Source organism: Microvirga sp. GN3 (assembly GCF_055792825.1).
Genome location: NZ_JBVVAK010000097.1, coordinates 1 through 19,976, shown reverse-complemented (window position 1 = coordinate 19,976; position 19,976 = coordinate 1). Strand labels below are relative to the sequence as shown.

General features: G+C 59.5%; 22 protein-coding genes and 1 tRNA gene. 14 read left to right on the top strand and 9 right to left on the bottom strand.

The annotated features are described in order from the left end of the window. Nucleotides 1–82: 82 nt before the first annotated feature. Both fabB and fabA read right to left on the bottom strand, forming a co-directional pair. Entirely contained in the window at nt 83–1,306 is a 1,224-nt protein-coding gene (gene fabB / locus ACS5Q1_RS32310) for a beta-ketoacyl-ACP synthase I (RefSeq protein ID WP_203441812.1), read from the bottom strand. 218 nt (nt 1,307–1,524) lie between these two features. Next, nucleotides 1,525–2,046 carry a 3-hydroxyacyl-[acyl-carrier-protein] dehydratase FabA gene (gene fabA, locus ACS5Q1_RS32305; RefSeq protein ID WP_473102051.1) on the bottom strand — a complete coding sequence of 174 codons (522 nt, stop codon included), beginning with the start codon at nt 2,044–2,046 and terminating at the stop codon, nt 1,525–1,527. Between the two features lie 236 nt (nt 2,047–2,282). Between fabA and irr the strand changes: the two genes are divergently transcribed. Next, nucleotides 2,283–2,750, top strand: a complete 468-nt coding sequence (gene irr, locus ACS5Q1_RS32300; protein WP_473102050.1) for a Fur family transcriptional regulator Irr — start codon at nt 2,283–2,285, stop codon at nt 2,748–2,750. A 40-nt stretch (nt 2,751–2,790) separates the two neighbouring features. Next, nucleotides 2,791–3,663 carry an EamA family transporter gene (locus tag ACS5Q1_RS32295; protein ID WP_473102049.1) on the top strand — a complete coding sequence of 291 codons (873 nt, stop codon included), beginning with the start codon at nt 2,791–2,793 and terminating at the stop codon, nt 3,661–3,663. Between the two features lie 58 nt (nt 3,664–3,721). Here the strand turns inward: ACS5Q1_RS32295 and ACS5Q1_RS32290 are convergent, their stop codons facing one another. Then, on the bottom strand, nt 3,722–3,868 hold the full coding sequence (locus tag ACS5Q1_RS32290) for a DUF3096 domain-containing protein (RefSeq protein ID WP_473102048.1): 147 nt from the start codon (nt 3,866–3,868) through the stop codon (nt 3,722–3,724). Between the two features lie 70 nt (nt 3,869–3,938). After that, the gene (locus ACS5Q1_RS32285; RefSeq protein WP_473102047.1) at nt 3,939–4,472 is read right to left on the bottom strand and encodes an SH3 domain-containing protein; all 534 of its coding nucleotides are present in this window, start codon (nt 4,470–4,472) and stop codon (nt 3,939–3,941) included. A gap of 166 nt (nt 4,473–4,638) precedes the next feature. On the opposite strand from ACS5Q1_RS32285, the gene ACS5Q1_RS32280 reads away from it, so the two are divergent. The 4 genes from ACS5Q1_RS32280 to ACS5Q1_RS32265 all read left to right on the top strand — a co-directional run bounded on the left by ACS5Q1_RS32280 (nt 4,639) and on the right by ACS5Q1_RS32265 (nt 7,485). Next, nucleotides 4,639–5,631: a 2-hydroxyacid dehydrogenase gene (locus ACS5Q1_RS32280; protein ID WP_473102046.1), complete on the top strand. Its 993-nt coding sequence runs from the start codon at nt 4,639–4,641 to the stop codon at nt 5,629–5,631. Nucleotides 5,632–5,894: 263 nt separating this feature from the next. Then, the gene (locus ACS5Q1_RS32275; protein ID WP_473102045.1) at nt 5,895–6,272 is read left to right on the top strand and encodes a response regulator; all 378 of its coding nucleotides are present in this window, start codon (nt 5,895–5,897) and stop codon (nt 6,270–6,272) included. Between the two features lie 194 nt (nt 6,273–6,466). Further along, nucleotides 6,467–7,186 carry a Crp/Fnr family transcriptional regulator gene (locus tag ACS5Q1_RS32270; RefSeq protein WP_473102058.1) on the top strand — a complete coding sequence of 240 codons (720 nt, stop codon included), beginning with the start codon at nt 6,467–6,469 and terminating at the stop codon, nt 7,184–7,186. Nucleotides 7,187–7,203: 17 nt separating this feature from the next. After that, a complete protein-coding gene (locus tag ACS5Q1_RS32265) occupies nt 7,204–7,485 on the top strand; it encodes a hypothetical protein (protein ID WP_473102044.1) in 282 nt (93 codons plus the stop codon). A gap of 6 nt (nt 7,486–7,491) precedes the next feature. On the opposite strand, the gene ACS5Q1_RS32260 is transcribed toward ACS5Q1_RS32265, so the two are convergent. After that, nucleotides 7,492–8,745: a flavin monoamine oxidase family protein gene (locus tag ACS5Q1_RS32260; protein WP_473102057.1), complete on the bottom strand. Its 1,254-nt coding sequence runs from the start codon at nt 8,743–8,745 to the stop codon at nt 7,492–7,494. Nucleotides 8,746–8,845: 100 nt separating this feature from the next. Here ACS5Q1_RS32260 and ACS5Q1_RS32255 point away from each other — a divergent pair, with 100 nt between their 5' ends. Beyond that, a complete protein-coding gene (locus tag ACS5Q1_RS32255) occupies nt 8,846–9,577 on the top strand; it encodes a sulfate transporter family protein (protein WP_473102043.1) in 732 nt (243 codons plus the stop codon). A 134-nt stretch (nt 9,578–9,711) separates the two neighbouring features. Here the strand turns inward: ACS5Q1_RS32255 and ACS5Q1_RS32250 are convergent, their stop codons facing one another. After that, nucleotides 9,712–10,725, bottom strand: a complete 1,014-nt coding sequence (locus ACS5Q1_RS32250; RefSeq protein WP_473102042.1) for a complex I NDUFA9 subunit family protein — start codon at nt 10,723–10,725, stop codon at nt 9,712–9,714. Between the two features lie 177 nt (nt 10,726–10,902). Between ACS5Q1_RS32250 and ACS5Q1_RS32245 the strand changes: the two genes are divergently transcribed. Next, a tRNA-Leu gene (locus ACS5Q1_RS32245) sits at nt 10,903–10,987 on the top strand. A 163-nt stretch (nt 10,988–11,150) separates the two neighbouring features. Here the strand turns inward: ACS5Q1_RS32245 and ACS5Q1_RS32240 are convergent. Beyond that, entirely contained in the window at nt 11,151–12,509 is a 1,359-nt protein-coding gene (locus ACS5Q1_RS32240) for a tyrosine-type recombinase/integrase (protein ID WP_473102041.1), read from the bottom strand. Continuing rightward, complete coding sequence (locus tag ACS5Q1_RS32235) at nt 12,506–12,685, bottom strand: hypothetical protein (RefSeq protein ID WP_473102040.1); 180 nt, start codon at nt 12,683–12,685, stop codon at nt 12,506–12,508. The genes ACS5Q1_RS32240 and ACS5Q1_RS32235 overlap by 4 nt, the downstream gene beginning before the upstream one ends. Before the next feature lie 756 nt (nt 12,686–13,441). On the opposite strand from ACS5Q1_RS32235, the gene ACS5Q1_RS32230 reads away from it, so the two are divergent. From ACS5Q1_RS32230 to ACS5Q1_RS32210, 5 genes are all read left to right on the top strand, one after another. After that, the gene (locus ACS5Q1_RS32230; protein ID WP_473102039.1) at nt 13,442–14,293 is read left to right on the top strand and encodes a P-loop NTPase family protein; all 852 of its coding nucleotides are present in this window, start codon (nt 13,442–13,444) and stop codon (nt 14,291–14,293) included. A gap of 1,220 nt (nt 14,294–15,513) precedes the next feature. After that, a complete protein-coding gene (locus tag ACS5Q1_RS32225; RefSeq protein WP_473102038.1) occupies nt 15,514–15,708 on the top strand; it encodes a DUF6494 family protein in 195 nt (64 codons plus the stop codon). Nucleotides 15,709–16,271: 563 nt separating this feature from the next. Further along, a complete protein-coding gene (locus ACS5Q1_RS32220) occupies nt 16,272–16,946 on the top strand; it encodes a hypothetical protein (RefSeq protein ID WP_473102037.1) in 675 nt (224 codons plus the stop codon). A 54-nt stretch (nt 16,947–17,000) separates the two neighbouring features. After that, nucleotides 17,001–17,348 (top strand): hypothetical protein, encoded by a 348-nt coding sequence (locus ACS5Q1_RS32215; RefSeq protein WP_473102036.1) that lies wholly within the window; start codon nt 17,001–17,003, stop codon nt 17,346–17,348. Nucleotides 17,349–17,573: 225 nt separating this feature from the next. After that, nucleotides 17,574–17,897 carry a hypothetical protein gene (locus ACS5Q1_RS32210; protein ID WP_473102035.1) on the top strand — a complete coding sequence of 108 codons (324 nt, stop codon included), beginning with the start codon at nt 17,574–17,576 and terminating at the stop codon, nt 17,895–17,897. 114 nt (nt 17,898–18,011) lie between these two features. Here the strand turns inward: ACS5Q1_RS32210 and ACS5Q1_RS32205 are convergent, their stop codons facing one another. Further along, on the bottom strand, nt 18,012–18,485 hold the full coding sequence (locus ACS5Q1_RS32205) for a hypothetical protein (protein WP_473102034.1): 474 nt from the start codon (nt 18,483–18,485) through the stop codon (nt 18,012–18,014). A gap of 538 nt (nt 18,486–19,023) precedes the next feature. Between ACS5Q1_RS32205 and ACS5Q1_RS32200 the strand changes: the two genes are divergently transcribed. Then, on the top strand, nt 19,024–19,497 hold the full coding sequence (locus ACS5Q1_RS32200) for a hypothetical protein (RefSeq protein WP_473102033.1): 474 nt from the start codon (nt 19,024–19,026) through the stop codon (nt 19,495–19,497). Nucleotides 19,498–19,976: the final 479 nt, after the last annotated feature.

Below are 19,976 nucleotides of genomic sequence, written 5' to 3'. Positions count from 1 at the left end.
GTGTCGGTGAGCGTGTCCATGCGAGGTCCCCCTTGATCGACCGGGGCTTCGCATGGACCTGTCTCAGGTTTATGACGGTGTCTTATCCGTTGTAACGGCTGAAGACGAGTGTGGCATTGGTGCCGCCGAAGCCGAAGGAGTTCGACAGGACCGTGTCGATCTTGGCGTCGTCGATGCGCTTACGGACGATGTTCATGTCGGCGAATTCCGGGTCGATTTCGTCGATATGGGCGCTCTCGCAGATGAAGCGGTTGTTCATCATCAGGAGCGAATAGATCGCCTCCTGCACGCCGGTGGCACCGAGCGAATGGCCGGTGAGCGATTTCGTCGCGGAGATCGGCGGGCACTTGTCGCCAGAGCCGAAGACCTCGCGGATCGCCTCGATCTCCTTCTGGTCGCCGACCGGGGTCGAGGTGGCGTGCGGGTTGATGTAATCGACCGGGTTATGCACGTCCTTGAGGGCCATGCGCATGCAGCGGATCGCGCCCTCGCCCGAGGGCGCCACCATGTCGTAGCCGTCCGAGGTCAGGCCGTAGCCGACGATCTCGCCATAGATGCGGGCGCCGCGCGCCTTGGCATGCTCCAGTTCCTCCAGCACCAGCACGCCCGCGCCGCCGGCGATGACGAAGCCGTCGCGGTTGGCGTCATAGGCACGGGAGGCGCGGGATGGGGTGTCATTATACTTGGTGGACATGGCGCCCATGGCGTCGAAGAGGTTGGACATGGTCCAGTCCAGGTCCTCGCAGCCGCCGGCGAACATCATGTCCTGCTTGCCGTACTGAATCATCTCGTAGGCGTTGCCGACGCAGTGGTTCGAGGTCGCGCAGGCGGACGAGATCGAATAGTTCACGCCCTTGATCTTGAACCAGGTGGCGAGCGTCGCGGAAGCCGTGGAGGACATCGCCTTGGGCACGGCAAACGGGCCGATGCGCTTGGGGCCTTTTTCGCGGGTGATGTCGCCGGCTTCCAAGATGATGCGGGTGGAGGGACCGCCCGAACCCATGATGATGCCGGTGCGCTCGTTGGAGATGTCGTTCTCCTCGAGACCCGCATCCCGGATCGCCTGGTCCATGGCGACATGGTTCCAGGCCGTGCCCTTGGCGTGGAAGCGCATGGCGCGCCGGTCGACGATCTCTTCCGGGTTCAGGCTCGGAGCGCCATGAACCTGGCACCGGAAACCGTATTTCGTGTAATCCTCGGCCTTGCTGATGCCGGATTTCGCTTCACGCAGAGAGGCCAGCACCTCCTGCGTGTTGTTGCCGATGGACGACACGATGCCCATTCCGGTGACGACGACGCGCCTCATAGCCTACCTCTTCAAAGGATCTTCACTGCCAGCCTTAACGATTCAACACGTAAGGCCGACGATGCGCATTCTCAACAGTGAGCCATGCGAATGGGATGAAAGCGTGATCCCGAACATGGACGGCCCCGCCGTCGAGCAGCGAGGCCGGTTCTTTAAAAAAGAATACTCTTTGTCAATACGATGGGACAGCCACTGACGTTTGGTCAGCGCCAAAAGGCCTAGCCGCTCGCGGGCGTGTCCGCCTGGAACAGGCCGACCCGCATGTCCTTGGCCTCATAGATCCGGCGTCCGTCGGCCTCGAGCCAGCCGTCGGCGATGCCGAGCACCAGCTTCGAGCGGAAGACGCGCTTGAGATCGACGCCGTAGACCACTTTCTTGACCGTGGGCAGCACCTGATCGGAGAACTTCACCTCGCCGACGCCAAGCGCCCGGCCGCGGCCCGGAGAGCCGCCCCAGCCGAGGAAGAAGCCCGTCATCTGCCAGAGAGCATCCAGCCCGAGGCAGCCCGGCATCACCGGGTCGCCCTGGAAGTGGCAGGGGAAGAACCAGAGATCCGGCCGCACGTCGAGTTCCGCCAGCACATGGCCCTTGCCGTAGGCGCCGCCATCCTCGCCGATGGAGGTGATGCGGTCGAACATCAGCATGGGCGGAAGCGGCAATTGCGCATTGCCGGGGCCGAACAATTCTCCGCGCCCGCAGGCAAGGAGTTCTTCATAAGTAAAGCTGGACTGGCGGGCCATTCCGGATGCCGATCCTTTCATCGCATCTTCAAAAAGCGGCCTCGAGAAAATCTCGGGACCTGGGTGCGGGCTCTGGTAGCACAGGCTTGGCCATCCATCAAAGGGACCTGAGCCGGGATTCTTTCGCTGTCTTAAGGATCATTCCGGCCGCCATCGCAGGGCAGCCTTGCAGTAACCCTCTCGCTTTCCTATGATTGTGATGTTAGAAGCGCCCATTCGTCCATTCAGTTCCGCCGATGACCGATCCTTTGTCCGCCTATATCGAGTCCACCACCGCTTCGCATCGGAAGGGTTGCCCCGTCTCCGAATTGCGGGACAAGCTGCGTCGCGTGGGCCTGCGCCCGACCAGGCAGCGCGTGTCTCTGGGCTGGCTCCTGTTCGGCAAGGGCGACCGGCATATCACGGCTGAAATGCTCTTCGACGAGGCGTCCCGCGCCCGCGTCCCGGTCTCGCTGGCAACCGTCTACAACACCCTGCACCAGTTCACGGAAGCCGGCCTCCTGCGCCAGCTCGCGGTGGATGGGGCCAAGGCCTATTTCGACACCAACCCGACCGAGCACCACCACTTCTTCCTGGAGGAAGAGGGTGAACTCGTCGACATGCCCTCCTCGGGTCTGAGCGTGGCTGACCTGCCCGAGCCGCCGGAAGGTATGGAAGTGGCGGGCGTCGAGGTCATCGTGCGCCTGCGCCGCAAGTCCGCCTGATCCGCACTCCCTTTCGTGAGAGCGGCGGTTCCGTTCCCCAATGCCGCTCAGCCATAGCCTCGTCGCTCTTCTCGTCACGACCATCTGGGGCCTGAGCTTCGTCGTCATCAAGCTCGGGGTCGGCACCATGCCGCCCCTGCTGCTCGCCGCGCTCCGTTTCCTCTTCGCAGCCCTTCCCGCCGTGTTCTTCGTCCCGCGGCCGAAGACCGGTTGGCGCAAGATCGTCGCCTACGGCTTCTTCCTCGGTGTCGCTCAGTTCGGGCTGCTCTTTGCGGCGCTTGCCATCGGCATGCCGGCAAGCCTCGCCTCGGTGGTCATGCAGGCGCAGGTCTTCTTCACGATCCTCTTCGCCGCGCTGTTCATGGGCGAACGGCCCGGACCGCATCAGGTCATCGGCGGTCTTGTCGCCAGCCTCGGCCTCGTCCTGATCGCCTGGCCGCGCATGACCGGAGGAGGGGCCGTCCCCTTCCTGATGACGGTCGTTGCCGCCGCCTCATGGGGTGTGGCGAACATCGTCTCGAAACGCGCCGGCCGGGTCGACATGCTCGGCTTCATTGTCTGGTCGAGCCTCGTCGCGCCGCTGCCGCTCTTCGGTCTGTCTCTCTGGCTCGATGGTCCCACGCAGGTCTTCGCGGCGCTCAGGCACATCGATGGCGGGACGCTCGCGGCGGTGGCCTATCTCGCCTATCCGACCACGATCTTCGCCTTCGGAATCTGGGCCTATCTCCTGTCCCGCCACCCGGCGGCGACCGTGACGCCCTTCGCCCTGTTCGTCCCTGTCGCGGGCATCCTGGGCTCCGCTCTCATTCTCGGCGAGGCCATGCACCCGATTGAGGCCATCGGCGGCGGCGTGATTGTTCTGGGTCTCGCCTTCAACATCTTCGGCCAGCGGCTGATGCGACGGGTGGTCTAAATCTCGCCGTCATTCCGGGGCGCACCTCTGGTGAGAGCCCGGAATGACAGTGGGGGAGTCAGCGGATGAAGCCGTAGCCGACGAGCCCGTAGGCGATGAGGAAGATCGCCACGAAGATGTTCAGGAAGCGTGGAACGAAGATTGAGGCGGCGCCGAGGGCGATGGCGAGGATCGGAAGAAGTTTGAAGCTCAGGTTCAAGGACATGGCAGGCTTTCCGGTAACGGGAAACGATGTTGCCTTCTACCGGCCGAATGCTTGATAAATCGGAAAGGGCCTATTCGACCGCCTCATTGGGATAGACGCCCCACAACTTTTCCTGCTGGATGTAGCCGTCTACGTCGCGGGCTCCGTCCATCACGACCATCACGCGGCACCATTTACCGTCGCAGCCCTTGATGTTGGTGATCACGCCCGGCTGCAGATGAGCCACTACGCCGGCCTTATCCTCCGCGCGATCCAAAAGGCTGATCGGGGGCTGATTGCCCTTGGCCCAGGGCATCACGAGAGCCGTGCGCCGGCCCGACAGCAGGGAGTGGAGAACCCAGCCTTCCGTGCCTTCCGAATCGCGGATCCGCCGCCAGGTCTCGTATTCGGCGATGATCTCCACGGGGAGCCCGGCGCGCTGGAACACCCAGGCGGTCCTGTGATCCTTGGAGGGGCCCTCGCGCAGATTCACCCGATCCGTCTTGAGGCTGACATAGCGCGGCACCGGCAGGCCGGTTCCCAGGCGACCGCCCGGGGGCTGCTGCGCCAGCGCCGATGCAGCGCTCAGGCTGACAAGAGCAAGGGCAAGGACGATCTTGCGCATGGTTCCCCCGGATAGTGGCTTTGTCTTGGGTTGAGGCTCTGGTAGAGAAGCTTGACGGAGACCGCCACGCGGCGGGTCGTCACCTTTGATCGCCGAAGCAGAGTTAAGAGAGCGTGAAACTCTTTATAATTCGCAGGCTTTTCAGTGCTGGGGACGCTTGAAGTCGATGAAAAAGAGACCTGTCGTCGTTGTCACCCGCCGCCTGCCCGACGTGATCGAAACGCGCCTGCGCGAATTGTTCGACACGCGCCTGAACCTCGAGGACAAGCCGCTCTCGGCGGAAGAACTCTCTGAAGCCGTCAAGTCCGCCGATGTGCTCGTGCCGACCATTACGGACGAGATCGATGCTGCGGTGCTGGAGCAGGCCGGTCCCAGCCTGAAGCTCATCGCCAATTTCGGCAACGGCGTCGACAACATCGACGTGTCGGCCGCGGTAGCGAAGGGCATCACCGTCACCAACACGCCCGGCGTGCTGACCGAGGACACGGCGGACATGACCATGGCACTAATTCTGGCCGTCGCCCGCCGCATCCCGGAAGGGGCACGGGTGATCCCGGATGGAAACTGGGCCGGTTGGTCGCCGACCTGGATGCTGGGGCGGCGCATCACGGGAAAACGCCTCGGCATCGTCGGCATGGGCCGCATCGGCCAAGCCCTGGCCCGGCGCGCCAGGGCCTTCGGCCTGTCGATCCACTACCACAACCGCCGCCACGTGCCGCCGAGGATCGAGACCGAACTCGAGGCGACCTATTGGGAATCCCTCGACCAGATGCTGGCCCGTATGGACATCGTGTCCGTCAACTGCCCGCATACGCCGGCGACCTATCACCTGCTCTCGGCACGGCGCCTGAAGCTCATGAAGCCCGATGCGATCCTGGTGAACACCGCCCGCGGCGAGATTATCGACGAGGCTGCGCTCACCAAGCTCATCGAAGCCGGCGCCATCGCGGGCGCGGGCCTCGACGTGTTCGAGGAGGAGCCGGCGGTCAATCCACGCCTTGTCAGGCTCGCCAAGCAGGGCAAGGTGGTGCTGTTGCCGCATATGGGCTCGGCGACCCATGAGGGACGCGTCGCCATGGGCGAGAAGGTCATCGTCAACATCCGGGCCTTCGTCGACGGCCACAAGCCGCCCGACCGCGTTCTGCCCAGCATGCTCTGATCTTTGTTTTCCAGTGGGCACCCTGCTTCGACCGGCGAGCCGTCGTCTACAGCATCGGACCCAAAAGTGGACTTGCACTTTTGGGTCCGATGCTCAATCCCTTAAGTGGCGCATCGTTGGGCGCGGCCCGCTGGGTCCGTACGATGCGCTAGAGCACATTTTTTCCTTGCTCTAACGTAACGATAACATAAGTTAATTTATGTGATTCGCGTTGTTCGGCCTGCGTAACCCTCCCCCATCCTGCGGCGAGCGCTCCCGATCTGATGAACGGCCCGACGATTCCCTTGCGACCTGTCGTGCTCCTCGTGGAGGACGAGCCCTTTATCCGCATGGCGACGGCCGATGCCCTTGAGGATGCTGGTTTCGAGGTGGTCGAGACCACCAACGCCCAGGCGGCGCAGGAGGTTCTTCTGCACCGAGCAGATATCCGGGTTCTGTTCACCGACGTGAAGATGCCCGGCCCCATGAATGGTCTTGAGCTCGCTTCCCTCGTTCGTAGCCGCTGGCCGCACATCTCCGTCGTCATCACCTCCGGCCATCTGGAGCCGGGCAACGGCTTGCTGCCGCGAGAGGCCATCTTCATCGCCAAACCCTATGGCGAACACGCTCCCGCCAGGGCGATACGGGCTCTTCTGGACTGACGTTCCGAGTCTACAGGACGACTCCGGCGCATTGCCTCATCGATGGATCAACCGAATCTGCGGCCTCTTCGCGAATCTGAAGATGTGGGTCGCGGACCCATGCAACCAAAATCCATCTTGAGCATAAACATATGTGAGTGCGGCTAAGAGTGGAGTTTGACCAGAACAGGAGTGTCCCTACCCCTATGGCCTTGATGACCAATTCCCTCATTCTAAAGCTTGAGAAGTACGACGGGCTCTCCGACGCGGAAAAAGGAGTTCTCGAGAACGCGATTGCACGCATTCGCGTCGTCGAAGCCGATGAGGACCTCGTGCGGGAAGGCGACCGCCCAACGGAAAGCTCGCTTCTTCTTGAGGGCTTTGCAGCTCGCTACAAGATCGTCTCGAATGGTCGGCGGCAGATCTCGGCCATCCATGTGGCAGGTGATTTCATCGACCTGCACAGTTTCCTTCTGAAGACGATGGACCACGGGGTTCTGGCGCTCACCAATTGCCGCATCGCTCTCGTTCCGCATGCGACGCTTGAGAAGATCACCGATGAATTCCCTCATCTCACACGGCTGCTCTGGCTCAGTACCCTGATCGACGGCGCCATTCACCGGGAATGGCTGACGACCATGGGGCGCCTTTCCGCCACGGCGCACATGGCTCATCTGATCTGCGAGCTTTTCCTACGTCTCAAGGTAATCGGCCGGGTTGAGGGTGACACGATCCAATTGCCGATCACTCAGGCGGAACTCGGTGACACTCTCGGATTGTCAACCGTGCACGTGAATCGGGTGCTGCAGGAATTGCGCAAGGAAGGATTGATCCGTTTCCAGGGTGACGCGTTGACCATTCTCGATTGGGAGCGGTTGACGAAGGTTGGCGAGTTCACCTCGACCTATCTCAGCCTTCAGAAAGAGGAGCGGTAAAACCGGCCAATGGAAACATGATGCCTTATATTACTCTCCAACCGATGTCGGTCCTGGCGGATGGCGGCTCTCACGAAGGACAACTCGTCCTCGCGGACGGACAACTCGTCGCCGTCTTCACCTGGGTGACGCCGGAGGAAACCGTCGGCGGTCGGGGGCAAGCCGGAGGCTGGTTTCTGGAAGCTGGCTTCGGCCCCTGCAGCGGTCTCATCAGTGTGACGCCTCCCGTTCTTGCCACGCTCGACGAGGCCGTCACCTGGGTGCGCGCCCAGCTGGATACTGGCTTGTCTCAGCCCTGAACGCCGTCAGCGTAGTTTAGCGACAATCTCTCCAGCGGCCCTCTCACCTTCCTCCCAGGCTCCTCCGGCCGTGCCCCATTGGGCACGCGAGAGCGCCTCGCCGGCAAACCAGATCCGCTCTCCAACCGACATCTTCAGGATATCGCGGATGGCATAAAGTCCCGGCGGCACCACAGCCCAGGAGGCGCGCGACCAGGGATCATGCCGCCAGGCGGTGCTGTGCAAGGCGGAGAGATTGCGGACCGCCCGATGGCCGAACTGCTCCGACAGTACAGCGCGTGCATAACGATAGGGCGCGTGAATGTCCCGTCGGTCGAAACTGGCGGCTCTGGGCTGATCGAGCTCGAAGAAATGAAACGGTGTGCCGTCGATGCGGGTCAGGAGACCCGGCGGCTGCAAGCGAGTCCCCGTCAGGCTCGCCAGCCGGTCCGCGCCGTGGAAGGGCGAATCCGGCCAGTGCAGGACCACATGTTCGTAGACGCCTTGCGTGAAGCCGTGAACGGCTTCCGCGATGGTGTTGGGCAAAGCGGGTGCGAAGCGGATCGCACCCTGCTGCAGCACCGCCATGGGTGTGGTGACGATCACGGCCTTGGCCTGAAGCGTCCCGGCAGACGTATCGATCCGTACGCCCTGCCCCGACCAGTCGATGGCACGGACGGCGGTGCCGAGCCGCACCGGCAGATCCTGGCCGAGGCGGCGCACATAGGCGCCGAGGCCGCCGGCGATGAAGAGATTGTCCGAATATTCCATGCTCGGGAAATCATGCAGGCTCACTTCGTCCAGCGGCCGGCCCGAGACCAAGCCGTGGATGGCGGCAACGCGCTTTCCTTGAGGTCCCATGGGCGGCAGCGTCTTGGCCGCAGGCTGATCCTCACGCGCTTTCGCAGCGTGGGTCATCGCCCGGTCGGCCATGGCGAAAGCGCGGTCGAGGGCGGCGCGCGCGGCTCGGCTGCCCGGCCGGCCGCGGATGAAGAAATGTCCGTTCACGGGAGCCCGGCGTAAGGGTTCACCTCGCGTCCGCCCGAGCTTCACCAGCGGGTTGATCGGCCCCGCATGAAGCCAATGGGCGCCAAGATCGAGCGGATGGCCCTTGAACATACGTGTAACGGTGCGCCCGCCGATGCGATCCCGGGCCTCCAGCACCGTCACCGTCAATCCCGACGCCAGCAGGCGCCGTGCCGCGGCGATTCCGGCGCTCCCCGCGCCGATAATCGCCACGTCCGGATTCGTAGGCAGGCTCGTCGGTGTTGCATCTTCCATCGGCACGATGATCTCCACCCCTCGCTTTGCGGCGGGTTCGTTCATAAGTAAGGTCCGCCTCCTGCATCAAGGGATGCTGAATGAAGGACACGAACGACAGATGCTGATCCAATCGGTTTTCGCGGCGGCCCGCGAGATCTTCTCGCCCGCCCTGCGGCACATTCTCTGGAAATCGATCGGATTGACGGTGGCGCTGCTTGTCCTGGTCTGGCTCGGCCTGACCAAGCTGTTCGACATCTTCCTCACGAACCACGATCTGAGCGCCAGCTATCCGATCATCGACAGCTTCGCGTTTTTCCTGGCGGGCTTCGGCCTCTTCGTTGCGTTGATCTATCTGCTGCCGGCGATCTCCGCCATCGTGGCGGGCTATTTCCTCGACGACGTAGCCGAGGTGGTGGAACGCAAGGATTATCCCGCCGATCCGCCGGGACAGGCGCTGCCCTTCGGCAAGTCCCTTCTCTACGGTCTTCGCTTCGCCGGCCTGTCGCTGCTCGTGAACCTCATCGCCCTGCTCCTGTTCTTCATCCCCGGCATCAATATCGGCGTGTTCTTCGTCGCCAATGCCTATCTGCTCGGCCGGGAATATTTTGAACTGGCGGCGGGCCGCTTCTGGTCTGCGGACGAGGTGGCGCGCCTGCGCACCGAGCACCGAGGCACGGTGCTGGCGGCTGGTGCCGTCGTGGCGGGCCTCGTTCTCGTGCCGGTGCTGAACCTGATCACGCCGATCTTCGGCGCGACGCTGATGGTTCACCTGCACAAGAAGCTCGCGCAGAATTCGGCGAAGCGGATGCCGCTTCGCCGTGAAGAGCCCGCATCCATCGAAAAATATTGAAGGGCTTGCTTCTAAGCCCTTTAGAGCCTTGGACCCAAAAGTGGATGTGCACTTTTGGGATCCAATCCGATGCTCATTCCCTCAAAGCGCATCGTTCGGCGCAGAAAACCGGATCCACTTTTCCGCACGATGCGCTAGTGGCCCGTCGACGGCGCGTTGCGCTTGAGGTCGAACTGGCCGGTCTTGCGGAAGCGCAGGAGGTAGCTCGGCACGATCGCCTCGATGGTGGTGGGCGTGAGGCCGAGGCCCTGGAGCGTCCGGCCCTCGCGGATGGCGCTTTCCGAGACCACGTTGTCCGTCTCCAGCAGGATTGCCTGGTCGCGGGTGGTGACGATCTCGTCGGGCAGAAGGCCGAGCGTCAGCCAGTCGAGGGTTCCCAGGACGCTGCCTTGAGTCCGCGCCAGGGAGTTCGGCACCGGGATGATGATGCGCTTGCGTTCGGTGATCTCGAACACGAATTCCATCATCTGGCGCATGGTGCGGATCTCGGGTCCGCCGAGCTCATAAGTGCGCCCGCCCGGTACCGCGCCGTCCACCGCCCGCACGATGGCCTCGGCCACGTCGCCGGCATAGACCGGCTGGAAGCGGGTCTCGGCGCCCGGCAACGGCAGCACGGGGAGCATGCGCGCGAGCGTGGCGAAGCGGTTGAACGAGCTGTCGCCCGGCCCGAACATCAGCGAAGGACGCAGGATCGTCGCATCCGGCCGCGCCTCGAGCAGGGCCGTCTCGCCCTCGGCCTTGGTGCGGGCATAGGTCGATTCGGAACCCGCATCGGCCCCGATGGCCGAGACATGGGTGAAGGACACGGCCTTCCTGGCGAGCCGCGCGATCATGGCCGGCGCCTTGGCCTGGAGCGTGTCGAAGCGCTGGCGGCCGGTCTCCTGCAGGATGCCGACGAGGTTGACCACATGGTCCGCCCGCGCCACCGCATGGGCGATGGAATCCTCGTTGCGCAGGTTGGCATGGATCGGGTTGATCTGACCCACCTTGCCCAGGGGCAGGAAGTTCGCGAGGTTCGGCTGGCGGGTCGGCACGAGGACGCGATAGCCGCGCTCGGCCAGACGGCTCACCACGTAGCGGCCGAGAAAGCCCGATCCGCCGAAAACGGTGACGGTTTGTTGCTCAGGCGTGCGAAGGGCACCGATCATGAAACTCTCCTGCCCGGTGAAGGGCCCGTATGGAGCTTGGGGCGAAATTTAAAACGTCTCTAGTCAAACGCCGCCCCCCTGTGAAGAGGTGCGACAGCAAGAAACCGCATGGGACGCATTTTCGGCGATTGACGTGCCGCCAGAAGCACCGTAAACGAAGCCTCGCCGACAAGGCATGCCCAGGTGGCGGAATTGGTAGACGCACTGCTTTCAGGTAGCAGCGGGTAACACCGTGGAGGTTCGAGTCCTCTCCTGGGCACCATCTCTCTTAGAGAGTGTTGCTTTTTCAAGTACTTAGCTTCCCTAAAAGGTTCGATATCAAAACCTGGGGTGAAAACCTGGGGGACTTTGGGCTGCTTCTGTTCTTCGCAGAAGACATAGGAAGGGCCGCCTATAGGCGGCCTCTTATGAGATAGCAGGCAATCTTACGCGACTTCCGCCCCCGACTCAGTAAGCCCGATATCCGCATCGATAACGGCTTCATTCTGAGCCCGCCACGCCAGATACTGCTGATAGCCCTGCTCAGACGCGACGCTGCGCATATAATCACGACCGTACCGGTCGATCTCCCTTGGGGTTCGATGTCCTGTGATGGCCATTATCTGGTGAACAGAAAGGCCAACCATGATCAAACGGCAGACGCCAGCCTTGCGAAGGCCGTGAAGGGAAAATGGTCTTTTCATCCCAGTCTTCCCAATCAGCGTCTTGATGGCTTCCTGCATCATGTTGCCAAGGCTACCCTCAGCGTATGGTCGGTCCGGCTGCGTTGGGGTGAGCTTGTCATGCACAAGGTAAAACGTGTCGCCGAGAATGCCTGCCTCCTTGGCAGCCTCAAGCGAACGGCGAAGCTCTGGGAACAATGGAACATAGGCTGTGACTGGTTTCTTGTTGCGATTCTTGTGTTGGATGAATGACAACCGGTCATTGCCGTTCCGATCTTTTCCAAGAACAAGGCGTCCCAACAGGGGCAGGTCAGCGCGACGTTGTGTGGTGTAGTAGGCAAGATCGAACAGGAGCCGCTCCTTCGTCCCAAGTTTGAACTCTTCTTGGAACAAAGCGATCTCTTCGAGGCTCGGTGTCCGGTGGCCTTCCTCATTCTCGGCTTTGAACGGCTTGATGTCCCGAGCCCAATTTCGACCGCCCACGAGTCGCGTGTGGTTCTGGACCAGATGGGAGAGAACCGCGCTGATGAACTTGTGCCGGGTATTCGCCGCCGAAAAGTTGGTTTGGACCTCGCGCTCTTCCTTTTCTCTCTCGTCCATCACCTTCTTCCACTTCAGCTTCCGCTTCATGAGGATCAGCACGGATTCACCATTGAAGTCGGCAAGCGGACAGTCGCCGTACCGCAGATAGGGATATTTGGCGTGAGGCTCGTCCCAGGTGCTCTCCAAGACATTCCTCCGGTTGCGCTTGTCGCGCTTGGACATCGCACGGTAGGTCGGATCATTGGCAAAGTAATCCTGGCACGCCCACCGCCATGTGGCGGGGGCGGCAGGCTTCCGAAGATCGGGTTTACTCGCGTTAACCGGGCGGGACAGAACGGGCTGCCCCTGCTTAGCGGCAAGGAGTTCGGCGTCGAACTCGATGGATGGAAAGGTTGCGCGAATCCTGACCTTTCGCTGGCCAGGAGCCTCATAATAGACCACGACCTTGCCCCACTCAGTTGCGTACGCATTGGTATGAGCATGAGAACCGAGCTTCTTGTTGAGCTTCTCGGCTTCCTGCTTCGCCTTCTCATAGCGAGCCTTCTTGATCTTAGGATCGAGCTTCGGTCGGGCCATCATGCCGCCTTCTGATCAGCCCAGGGATTCTGGACACTATGAGTTTCTGCATTCTGACCACGGCGGGGCAGCCGGTCAAAATACTCGTCAAGCTCATAGACACACCAGACGACACGCCCGCCGATGATGCGCGGCTGGGGCATGCGACCGTCCGCAACCATCTGATCAAAGGTAGTCACGCCGACTCCAATGTGAGCCGCTGCATATTCCCTGGAGCGTCCACGCGTTGGATAAATGCGGGCATTCGAAACTTCCCCGCAGGGTTGAAAAGTAGACATTGCAATCACTGAAGAGCGCACCGGCCCAACGACCGGTGGACGGGAGATGGCTATCCCGTAGGCGCTCTGCGGTGTGTTGCTTGACCAACGCAGCATACATTGTGAACTCCTCTGCTAATCCCACTGTCTCAACTGCTCAATGGGTGCTCATAAAGCGGGGCGTCTATATGACGGCGCGTAAGGTTTGTCCAGCAGTGTTTTCACAGCATCAAGTATACACGAAATCGTTTTCGTTTGACGAACTATAGATTTGCTCCAAAGTATAACCCAATCAACTATACGGGCAAAAATTTTCGTTTGACGAAACTATACGGCGGGCGCTGATTCAAACAATTTTACTTCGAAAATAGCATTGACCAGAGTTTGAGGTCTGAGTAGATAGGGCCACAGTCGTTGGCCAATGACACTGGCTCTGGGGCTTCGGCACCATGAGCATTTTCCATCCCAAGCGCTTCGGCGTCTTGGAATGCCCCCTGGAGGGCTTCATCCCTCTAAGTCCACCACTCTCCCTACTTCGGCTTGGGAGAGTCTACGAGCGACCTGAGAAGTCGCAACCCTACCGCCTACTTCGGCTGGCGGTCCAACGGTGGCTGTCAATATGGCGGTCACCAGAGAAATGGGGGCGCTCCCACACTCTCACTATGAAAGCCGACCAGGATGAGCGAACGAAACAGCAAGGAAGAATGGGCTGAACGACTGAAGAGCAACCCGATCAGCCAGCAAATGGGCCTAATTCGTGAGGCCGCAGAGGAATTGGTGAAACCCAACGGAGTGTACCATGCACTTCTGGTCTCCGGACCTCCCGGCCTCGGTAAGAACCACACCTTTAATGCCATGTTCGCCAAGGCAGGAATTGTGCCGCGCACAGCCACGCCCGGTTCAAACCTGGGGCTAATCGAAGAGCTTTATGAGGCTCGCGATGGCATCGTCCTGTTTGACGAAGCCGATAAGGTTTGGGGCGGCGACACCATCAATACCCTCAAAAAGGCTCTCGACCCGGTTCCGGCGAACCGCTGGGTTCAGAACAACATCGTAGGCAAGCACAAGAAAGATGAGCCAAAAAACCATCTGACTGGGTTGCCGTTTCTGGTGCGCTGCAAGACTGTCTTTCTCACCAACAAAGACCTGAACAATCCGATGCAGTTTCCTACGCGAACGCGGGTTCACCTTCCGGCTGTTAGGAGCCGAATTCCGGTCTTCACCATCACCTTCGACATTATGGCGACCTGGGAATACACCTGTGGCCTCGCTATCGTCGAAGGGCTTCTGAAGAAGCACAAGCACTCCCTCGTCACAGCCAATCTTGCGTTAGACTACTTCACCCGCACCATGTGGGCCGTGAATGACGCCAGCCCGCGCCGGTTGGAAGAAATCGCGAAGACAATCCGTGCTCATCCCCAAAACTGGAAGGCAGTGCTCGATATGCGTCTTCCGCAGGGGAACTTGCGAGACGATGGGCCACTTCCGTCTGAAATCCCGCAGATTATCCTGCCGCCAAAAGCAGCGTGAGAATGGAGTTCGGTCAATCAGTGGGCTAACCCCACCGATGATGTAAGATCTGCCTGAGTGCGGCGATCACCTTCAGACAAGTCCAGCATCCGGCTCTGCCTTTGAACCGTTTGAGGGCGCTCCCGACGAACTCTCGCGAGAGACCAGGGTAGATCTAAAATCGTTCAAACAATTCCATGCGAGCTTCGATCTGCGATGGATGATATCCTGTCGCCTGTGGAACGTGCCACCCCGAACCAGGAGATCGCTTTCGAGAGGGATGACCCTGCCCATCCGACGATTTGGAGGCCCATGATGTCTTTACGGTTGGATTTTATCCGAAGACCGTCTTGGGAGGTTGTGCTCGACCTTCGTTGCTGGACAGTCGGGATCTATTGGGATGATGACTTGCTTGGGGTGGATCTTGGGCCATTGGGGCTCACGTGGTGTCCAGGAGACGACAGGTTCAAACGATTTCGTCGGTCGTGGATGGTGTTTGAGAAGCGTGTTGGCCGGATCAATCTGCACCTGGATGTAGACAGCTATAATTGGCGGCTCGGCTACGTCATGGCTGCCCCATGGGATCATGGGCTTTATTTGGGTCCGGCCAACTTGCAGATTGAGTATGATCGTTGGAATGACGAGAGCGCCTGATCATGGACCCGAAGAAGCCTGAGCACCCACCTGCATGGCAGGGCAAGATTGGCCTCGACTATCAGGAACAGATCCGGCGCGATTGGGATCATGAAGAAATCCCTTTTCGCCCCGGAGATCCGTCGTCAAAGGTCCTGATACGGTCTGGGACACCGAAGGTCGCGAGCACCTACTTGCTCAAGGCATGCAGGGCATAGTCACGGAGATCTGCCATGACCCAGAATGGCCCACCCATGTCCAAGTGGATTTCCCGGATCTCGGGCGGGTTTATGTCGGCTGGGACGGGCTCGCGCGAAACAAACCCTCAAACGAGATAAAGGATCACGAGCAGCAAAGCCGAGTTCGCTGACACCATCCACTTCAAACGATTTAGATCTCGAAGAACCCTGTCCATCGCTCTGCCCTGTGAAGCCGGGCTTGATCATACCCTGTTACGTGTTCACGCGTGAATCGACGCCATGCCGCCTGCTGAAATCGTTTGAAAACGCCTTCAACGAACTCTCGGGACGAGACTGCCGTCGCCAGTAACGCCGCTTTAGGCTCATGTAATAATGTGATATCGTGAGGCTTCGACGTAGGAGGTCGTTATGGATGAAGACCACTTCAACATGGCCGTGCGCAAGTTCCTAAAGGAAGTGGGAGTAACGTCGCAGCGAGAGATCGAGCGGATCGTACGCGAAGGAGCCGTCAAAGGAACGAGCCTGCGGCTTCGCATGACCCTGACTTCAGACGATGAGCCCGCGCTAAAGCATGAGGTCGAGACGACCATCGAACTCCGCTAACTCGTCCAATGCCGCCCTTCTGACCGCACCACCCGTGTGATGATTGAGTTTTCGAAGATCGGTGTCGTCTGCGCCGGGTGGAATGTCTTGGCCAAATCGTTTGAAAACGCTCCCGACGAACTCTCTGGGGAAGGGCTGGTGGTGCGGGCTCCCGTTCGGGCTGGCTGACTCGGCACCCGCGCTGCACACTTTTCATCAATTCTCTTGTCAACGACCAATCCAAACCGTTTTCGGCGCGAATTCTGTTCGCCTTGTCTCTCTCGTCACGAGGCCAACTCGTGTTGTCTCTTCTCCAACGAGTGGAACTCGTCATTGTCTCTGTGCTTTCGTTGTCTTCACGAGCGACGAGCGAAGCGAAAACCAATAAACACCAGACATAAAACGAGCAATGCCGAAATAAATACCTCGTATTCTCATTGTATATACAACTTTGTATTCTTCACTTTCTTAGTAATAAGACAATGAGAAAGAAATTGACGTTTTTTTGCATTGATAGTGTATAACCGTATTACAGCGAAGGGACACAAATTTCGAGCCCGCCGCTTCATATTGGAGATTTACTAATGACTACTCAAAAGAAGACTAAACCGGTCCTCACTCGTTGCCCGCGCCTGGAAGTGATCCAGTGCGCCCAGTTCCAACTCTTCGACAATGGCCCGACCCCCGGTAAGGGTAAGAGCCAGCACAACCTCAAGATCGAGATCTACACAGGTGGCCGTCTGGATCTGTTCCGTCCGTATTGGGCACGCACCGTGCCTCTGATCGCCCCAAAGAAAGTGATGGACTGGGCCAACGAGGAACTCGCCGCTGGTCGTATGAACGAAGAGACACACGGGTTTTACGTTCGGGCCTACGATGCTGCTATGAGTTATGCCGAACTGGACACCACCGAGTTCGCCAAGATGGGCCATATCGGCGCGAAGAGTGAGAGCAACCTTCGCTACACCGGACAGTCCGTCCTGATGGTCAAAGAGAAGAATGGACCCATCCAGTGCGTCGTCTATGCAGATGGTGAGATGTTCGGCACAGATGTCTTTCTCTACGACAAGTTCTGGCGTCGTGGGGGCAAGCGTCGAAAGTTCTTCGGCTTCTACGATCCGAACAAGATGTACGAGCGGATGAAACAGGAGCAAAAAATGGAGGCAGATGCTGCTGCGCAAACCGCTCTCCGTGGCTCGAATACCTCCTCCGTCGTTGCGAACCCATATGCAGGTTACGCCGCCAGGAGCCCGTTTTAATGACCAAGATCTCTTCCAACTATCTTGCGAGCAACATGGGCCGGAGGCTGGGCAATGGCTGCTAATGGGCCTCTCGCACTGAAATTCGAAGACTATAGGCGGCTCCACCCAAATCGGACCGTTGTTTGTGTCATCCCATGGGAAAGGATCGAATCCGAAGAGAACACGATCTATGGAATCCTCGCCTCGGCGAACTATCCGCTGCTCGGCATCATCAGCCTTGGTGATGTCGCGCTAAAAGCAGTGGTTAGTGAACTGCATGAAGTTGCTCTGGCCGAAGAGAATCGGGACCTTCTGCTGTTCGAGGAGGTTCAGACGAGCGATGAAAATGGGTACTATGTAGGCTTCGTCTTCGCAACTGATGCGAAGGCGATGCGCTTCAAGCTCGCCCACCCATACTGATACGAACGGCCTGGGGATGAACTCCAGGTCGTTCCTCCTCATCCGATGGCCGTGTGTTTGATCACGATGCGCAGACCCCTATTCTGATAACGTCAGGAGGAGGGCGAAAATCGTTTGAAACGCCATCGGTTCATTTCGTCTACAGAAGATCCTGCCATTCTTCCCGAGGGTTCTGGCAGTCCGTAGCTTGAGTAAGCTCCGCGAATGCCGTTTGATACGACTCCTATGATCGACCCTCGCCAGCAAATCACTGATCTCGAAGCTGAGATCGACACCTTGTCCGATGTCGCTGAGCAGTGTCGGAAGAGCATGATCGTCGCGAAGGTTGCGATTGGTGTAGGTATCCTTCTGTTCGCGGCGTCGGTTCTCGGCGTAATTCGATCCGATGCCATCGTTCTCGTCTTCGGGATCGCTGCCGCGCTGGCTGGAACAGTTTTCTATGGATCGAGCCGGAGCAGCCATGAGGGGATCTCGGCGAAGATCCGAGCCTATGAAGTTCGTCGGGCCGCGATGATCGACGGAATGGATCTTCGGACGACCCAAAATTAGTTTTGGCCAAGAACTGGGCGCTCGGCGACTGATCCAGAAGGGCTGGACGCTTCAGCAGGGATGATGACCAGGAGCAGGATCTCGGACGCCGAGGCTGTGACTTATTACATCACGTCATCGCTGTGCAATGATCTCAGATCCACGGCTATTCATCGCTCTTGCAAGTCTCTCAAGACCAACTCTGAGCCTCTCCATATGGTCTTCTGGGGTTGGATATGCTTTGGCAAGCCGCATAAGGCCCAGTCTGAGCTTCTCCATCTGCTGTTCGCGTGTCGGAGCCTGTAGCTCAGGCGGCGGGAAAATCATGATGGGAGGAATCGGAGGAACGGGCAGATCCAAGGTTGGAGAGGAGGAAGGTGAGGGGACTTGGGCCACCACAATGGGTTTAGACGGTGCAGCCTGTCGTTTGGCGGCAGCTTTTCGTGGTGCGCTCTTGCGGACGATACGCTGGGGCTTTGTGGTTTTCTTAGAGATGCGGGATTTAGTCTTTGCCTCTGCGGAGATGCCAAAGCTTGTCTGGCTGAAGTCAGGTGCGGACCACCCGAGCACGAGCACGATGGCAAAAACCGGCGCGTACTTTGTTCGCATGAGTACCCCCACAGCAGACTGCGGTCGCTACCAACACTTGGCAAGGAGAGGGATCTCGTCCTGTCTTATTACGCCAGCCGAATACATGAGCCAGTATTCGATCATGCTCGTGAATTCATAGGCGAGAAAATTCTGGAAAGTCCATGCGGTATTATTGTGTAATGCCTTTGGGGTATTGCCTGCATGGTGAGATGGCGCAGACCATATTCTTCAATCCATGGTGAGCGAGCGGGCTTCGGGTTGCGATAGTTGGTCCAGACCCATGTGGATCATCATCGACTGGTTGAGGTAATCGGGTGGGAGGCAGCGAAAAACCCGATATCCGCAGGTGCTGAAAAAGGTCGAGCATGCTCCCGAGCAGTACGGTGATTGGGATGACGACGATGAGAGGGCGACGCCTGAGCCGTCCTGTTGGAGTGATCGCCAGCCCCGCTGATGTAACCCGGTCTTAAGGGGGCTCGTATTCCATTCAGTCCAGCCGACTGGGACTGATCCTCACCAGAGCCGTCGCGAGCCCAGGTTACACCAGGAGGACCTTATGCTGAGCCAGAGCGAGGATGCCGCGCTGCTGCTGGGCCGTGTGGGTCACGGCACTTTTCCTGCCTTCTGGCTTCAGTATCGCCGACATGGCTCATCATACATCAAACTTTCAAAAGCGGGTTGGCTGACCGGAACTGCCACCGCGTTCCTGATTGCCTTACTCCTCGCCGGACCTCCCGCTGATGCAGACGAGTTCGATCCGCTCGCAGTCTATAGCGAAGCGCGACCTCTGAATGATCGATGGCAGGCATGTGCGGCTTTGTTTGTAAGGCGTCGGCTCCAATCTCAGCAGACCTCCGAGGCTCTTGCAGAGGACGCTTTAGACAGTTGTCGGGCCGAGCAAAACAGGCTGCGTCGCTTCCTTGTTGATAAAATCGGGAGGAGGGCGGCAGAGAACGTGGTCACTCTGCTGCGCGAGAAATACCAGTCGGACCTGACTGCCGTCATCAATGAGCTTCGGACCCGTGATTAGCTTTCGCTCGGGCATTAACGGATGAATTGGACCATCAGCCCCCGCAAGTCATTCCCGCAGCTTCGTCCAGCGGCGTTTCATGTTCCCGCCTCGAGCAGGCGACACAGGATCTTTCAGCCGGTCTTCAAACCATTTCGAACCAGGGTCGGAGCCAGGACGCTCGGTGAACTGTCGGAAAACGGTTTGGGGAGGGCGGTCACAGGGAGGAAAATATCGGAAGCTCGCGGCGAGCCGGTAGTGGGCGGATTAATCTGCGCCCAATTATGCCCCTGCGGCTTTCCTCAGAGATCCAGGGGGATTTACCGCCGCTCTGCCCATGCAATCCGTTTTTAACGCTCCTCGTGTTCGATTTGGCTATTAATGATCTTCACTAAAGACCTGCAACGGAGAGACCTGCGTGCCGAAAGAAGCTGGTAATGAGCTCAGGCCGTTGCTGCAGGCGGCCGAACTCGCGGCGGGCCAGGCGGTGCAAGTCGGCG

Excerpts from the sequence above, each read along its gene's own strand:
- fabB (WP_203441812.1), bottom strand. The coding sequence starts at position 1,306 with ATGAGGCGCGTCGTCGTCACCGGAATGGGCATCGTGTCGTCCATCGGC.
- irr (WP_473102050.1), top strand. The coding sequence starts at position 2,283 with ATGACCGATCCTTTGTCCGCCTATATCGAGTCCACCACCGCTTCGCAT.
- ACS5Q1_RS32275 (WP_473102045.1), top strand. The coding sequence starts at position 5,895 with ATGAACGGCCCGACGATTCCCTTGCGACCTGTCGTGCTCCTCGTGGAG.
- ACS5Q1_RS32200 (WP_473102033.1), top strand. The coding sequence starts at position 19,024 with ATGCTGAGCCAGAGCGAGGATGCCGCGCTGCTGCTGGGCCGTGTGGGT.
- ACS5Q1_RS32285 (WP_473102047.1), bottom strand. The coding sequence starts at position 4,472 with ATGCGCAAGATCGTCCTTGCCCTTGCTCTTGTCAGCCTGAGCGCTGCA.
- ACS5Q1_RS32220 (WP_473102037.1), top strand. The coding sequence starts at position 16,272 with ATGACTACTCAAAAGAAGACTAAACCGGTCCTCACTCGTTGCCCGCGC.
- ACS5Q1_RS32295 (WP_473102049.1), top strand. The coding sequence starts at position 2,791 with ATGCCGCTCAGCCATAGCCTCGTCGCTCTTCTCGTCACGACCATCTGG.
- fabA (WP_473102051.1), bottom strand. The coding sequence starts at position 2,046 with ATGGCCCGCCAGTCCAGCTTTACTTATGAAGAACTCCTTGCCTGCGGG.
- ACS5Q1_RS32230 (WP_473102039.1), top strand. The coding sequence starts at position 13,442 with ATGAGCGAACGAAACAGCAAGGAAGAATGGGCTGAACGACTGAAGAGC.
- ACS5Q1_RS32205 (WP_473102034.1), bottom strand. The coding sequence starts at position 18,485 with ATGCGAACAAAGTACGCGCCGGTTTTTGCCATCGTGCTCGTGCTCGGG.
- ACS5Q1_RS32290 (WP_473102048.1), bottom strand. The coding sequence starts at position 3,868 with ATGTCCTTGAACCTGAGCTTCAAACTTCTTCCGATCCTCGCCATCGCC.
- ACS5Q1_RS32250 (WP_473102042.1), bottom strand. The coding sequence starts at position 10,725 with ATGATCGGTGCCCTTCGCACGCCTGAGCAACAAACCGTCACCGTTTTC.
- ACS5Q1_RS32255 (WP_473102043.1), top strand. The coding sequence starts at position 8,846 with ATGCTGATCCAATCGGTTTTCGCGGCGGCCCGCGAGATCTTCTCGCCC.
- ACS5Q1_RS32260 (WP_473102057.1), bottom strand. The coding sequence starts at position 8,745 with ATGGAAGATGCAACACCGACGAGCCTGCCTACGAATCCGGACGTGGCG.
- ACS5Q1_RS32210 (WP_473102035.1), top strand. The coding sequence starts at position 17,574 with ATGATCGACCCTCGCCAGCAAATCACTGATCTCGAAGCTGAGATCGAC.
- ACS5Q1_RS32265 (WP_473102044.1), top strand. The coding sequence starts at position 7,204 with ATGATGCCTTATATTACTCTCCAACCGATGTCGGTCCTGGCGGATGGC.
- ACS5Q1_RS32215 (WP_473102036.1), top strand. The coding sequence starts at position 17,001 with ATGGCTGCTAATGGGCCTCTCGCACTGAAATTCGAAGACTATAGGCGG.
- ACS5Q1_RS32280 (WP_473102046.1), top strand. The coding sequence starts at position 4,639 with ATGAAAAAGAGACCTGTCGTCGTTGTCACCCGCCGCCTGCCCGACGTG.
- ACS5Q1_RS32240 (WP_473102041.1), bottom strand. The coding sequence starts at position 12,509 with ATGATGGCCCGACCGAAGCTCGATCCTAAGATCAAGAAGGCTCGCTAT.
- ACS5Q1_RS32270 (WP_473102058.1), top strand. The coding sequence starts at position 6,467 with ATGACCAATTCCCTCATTCTAAAGCTTGAGAAGTACGACGGGCTCTCC.
- ACS5Q1_RS32225 (WP_473102038.1), top strand. The coding sequence starts at position 15,514 with ATGGATGAAGACCACTTCAACATGGCCGTGCGCAAGTTCCTAAAGGAA.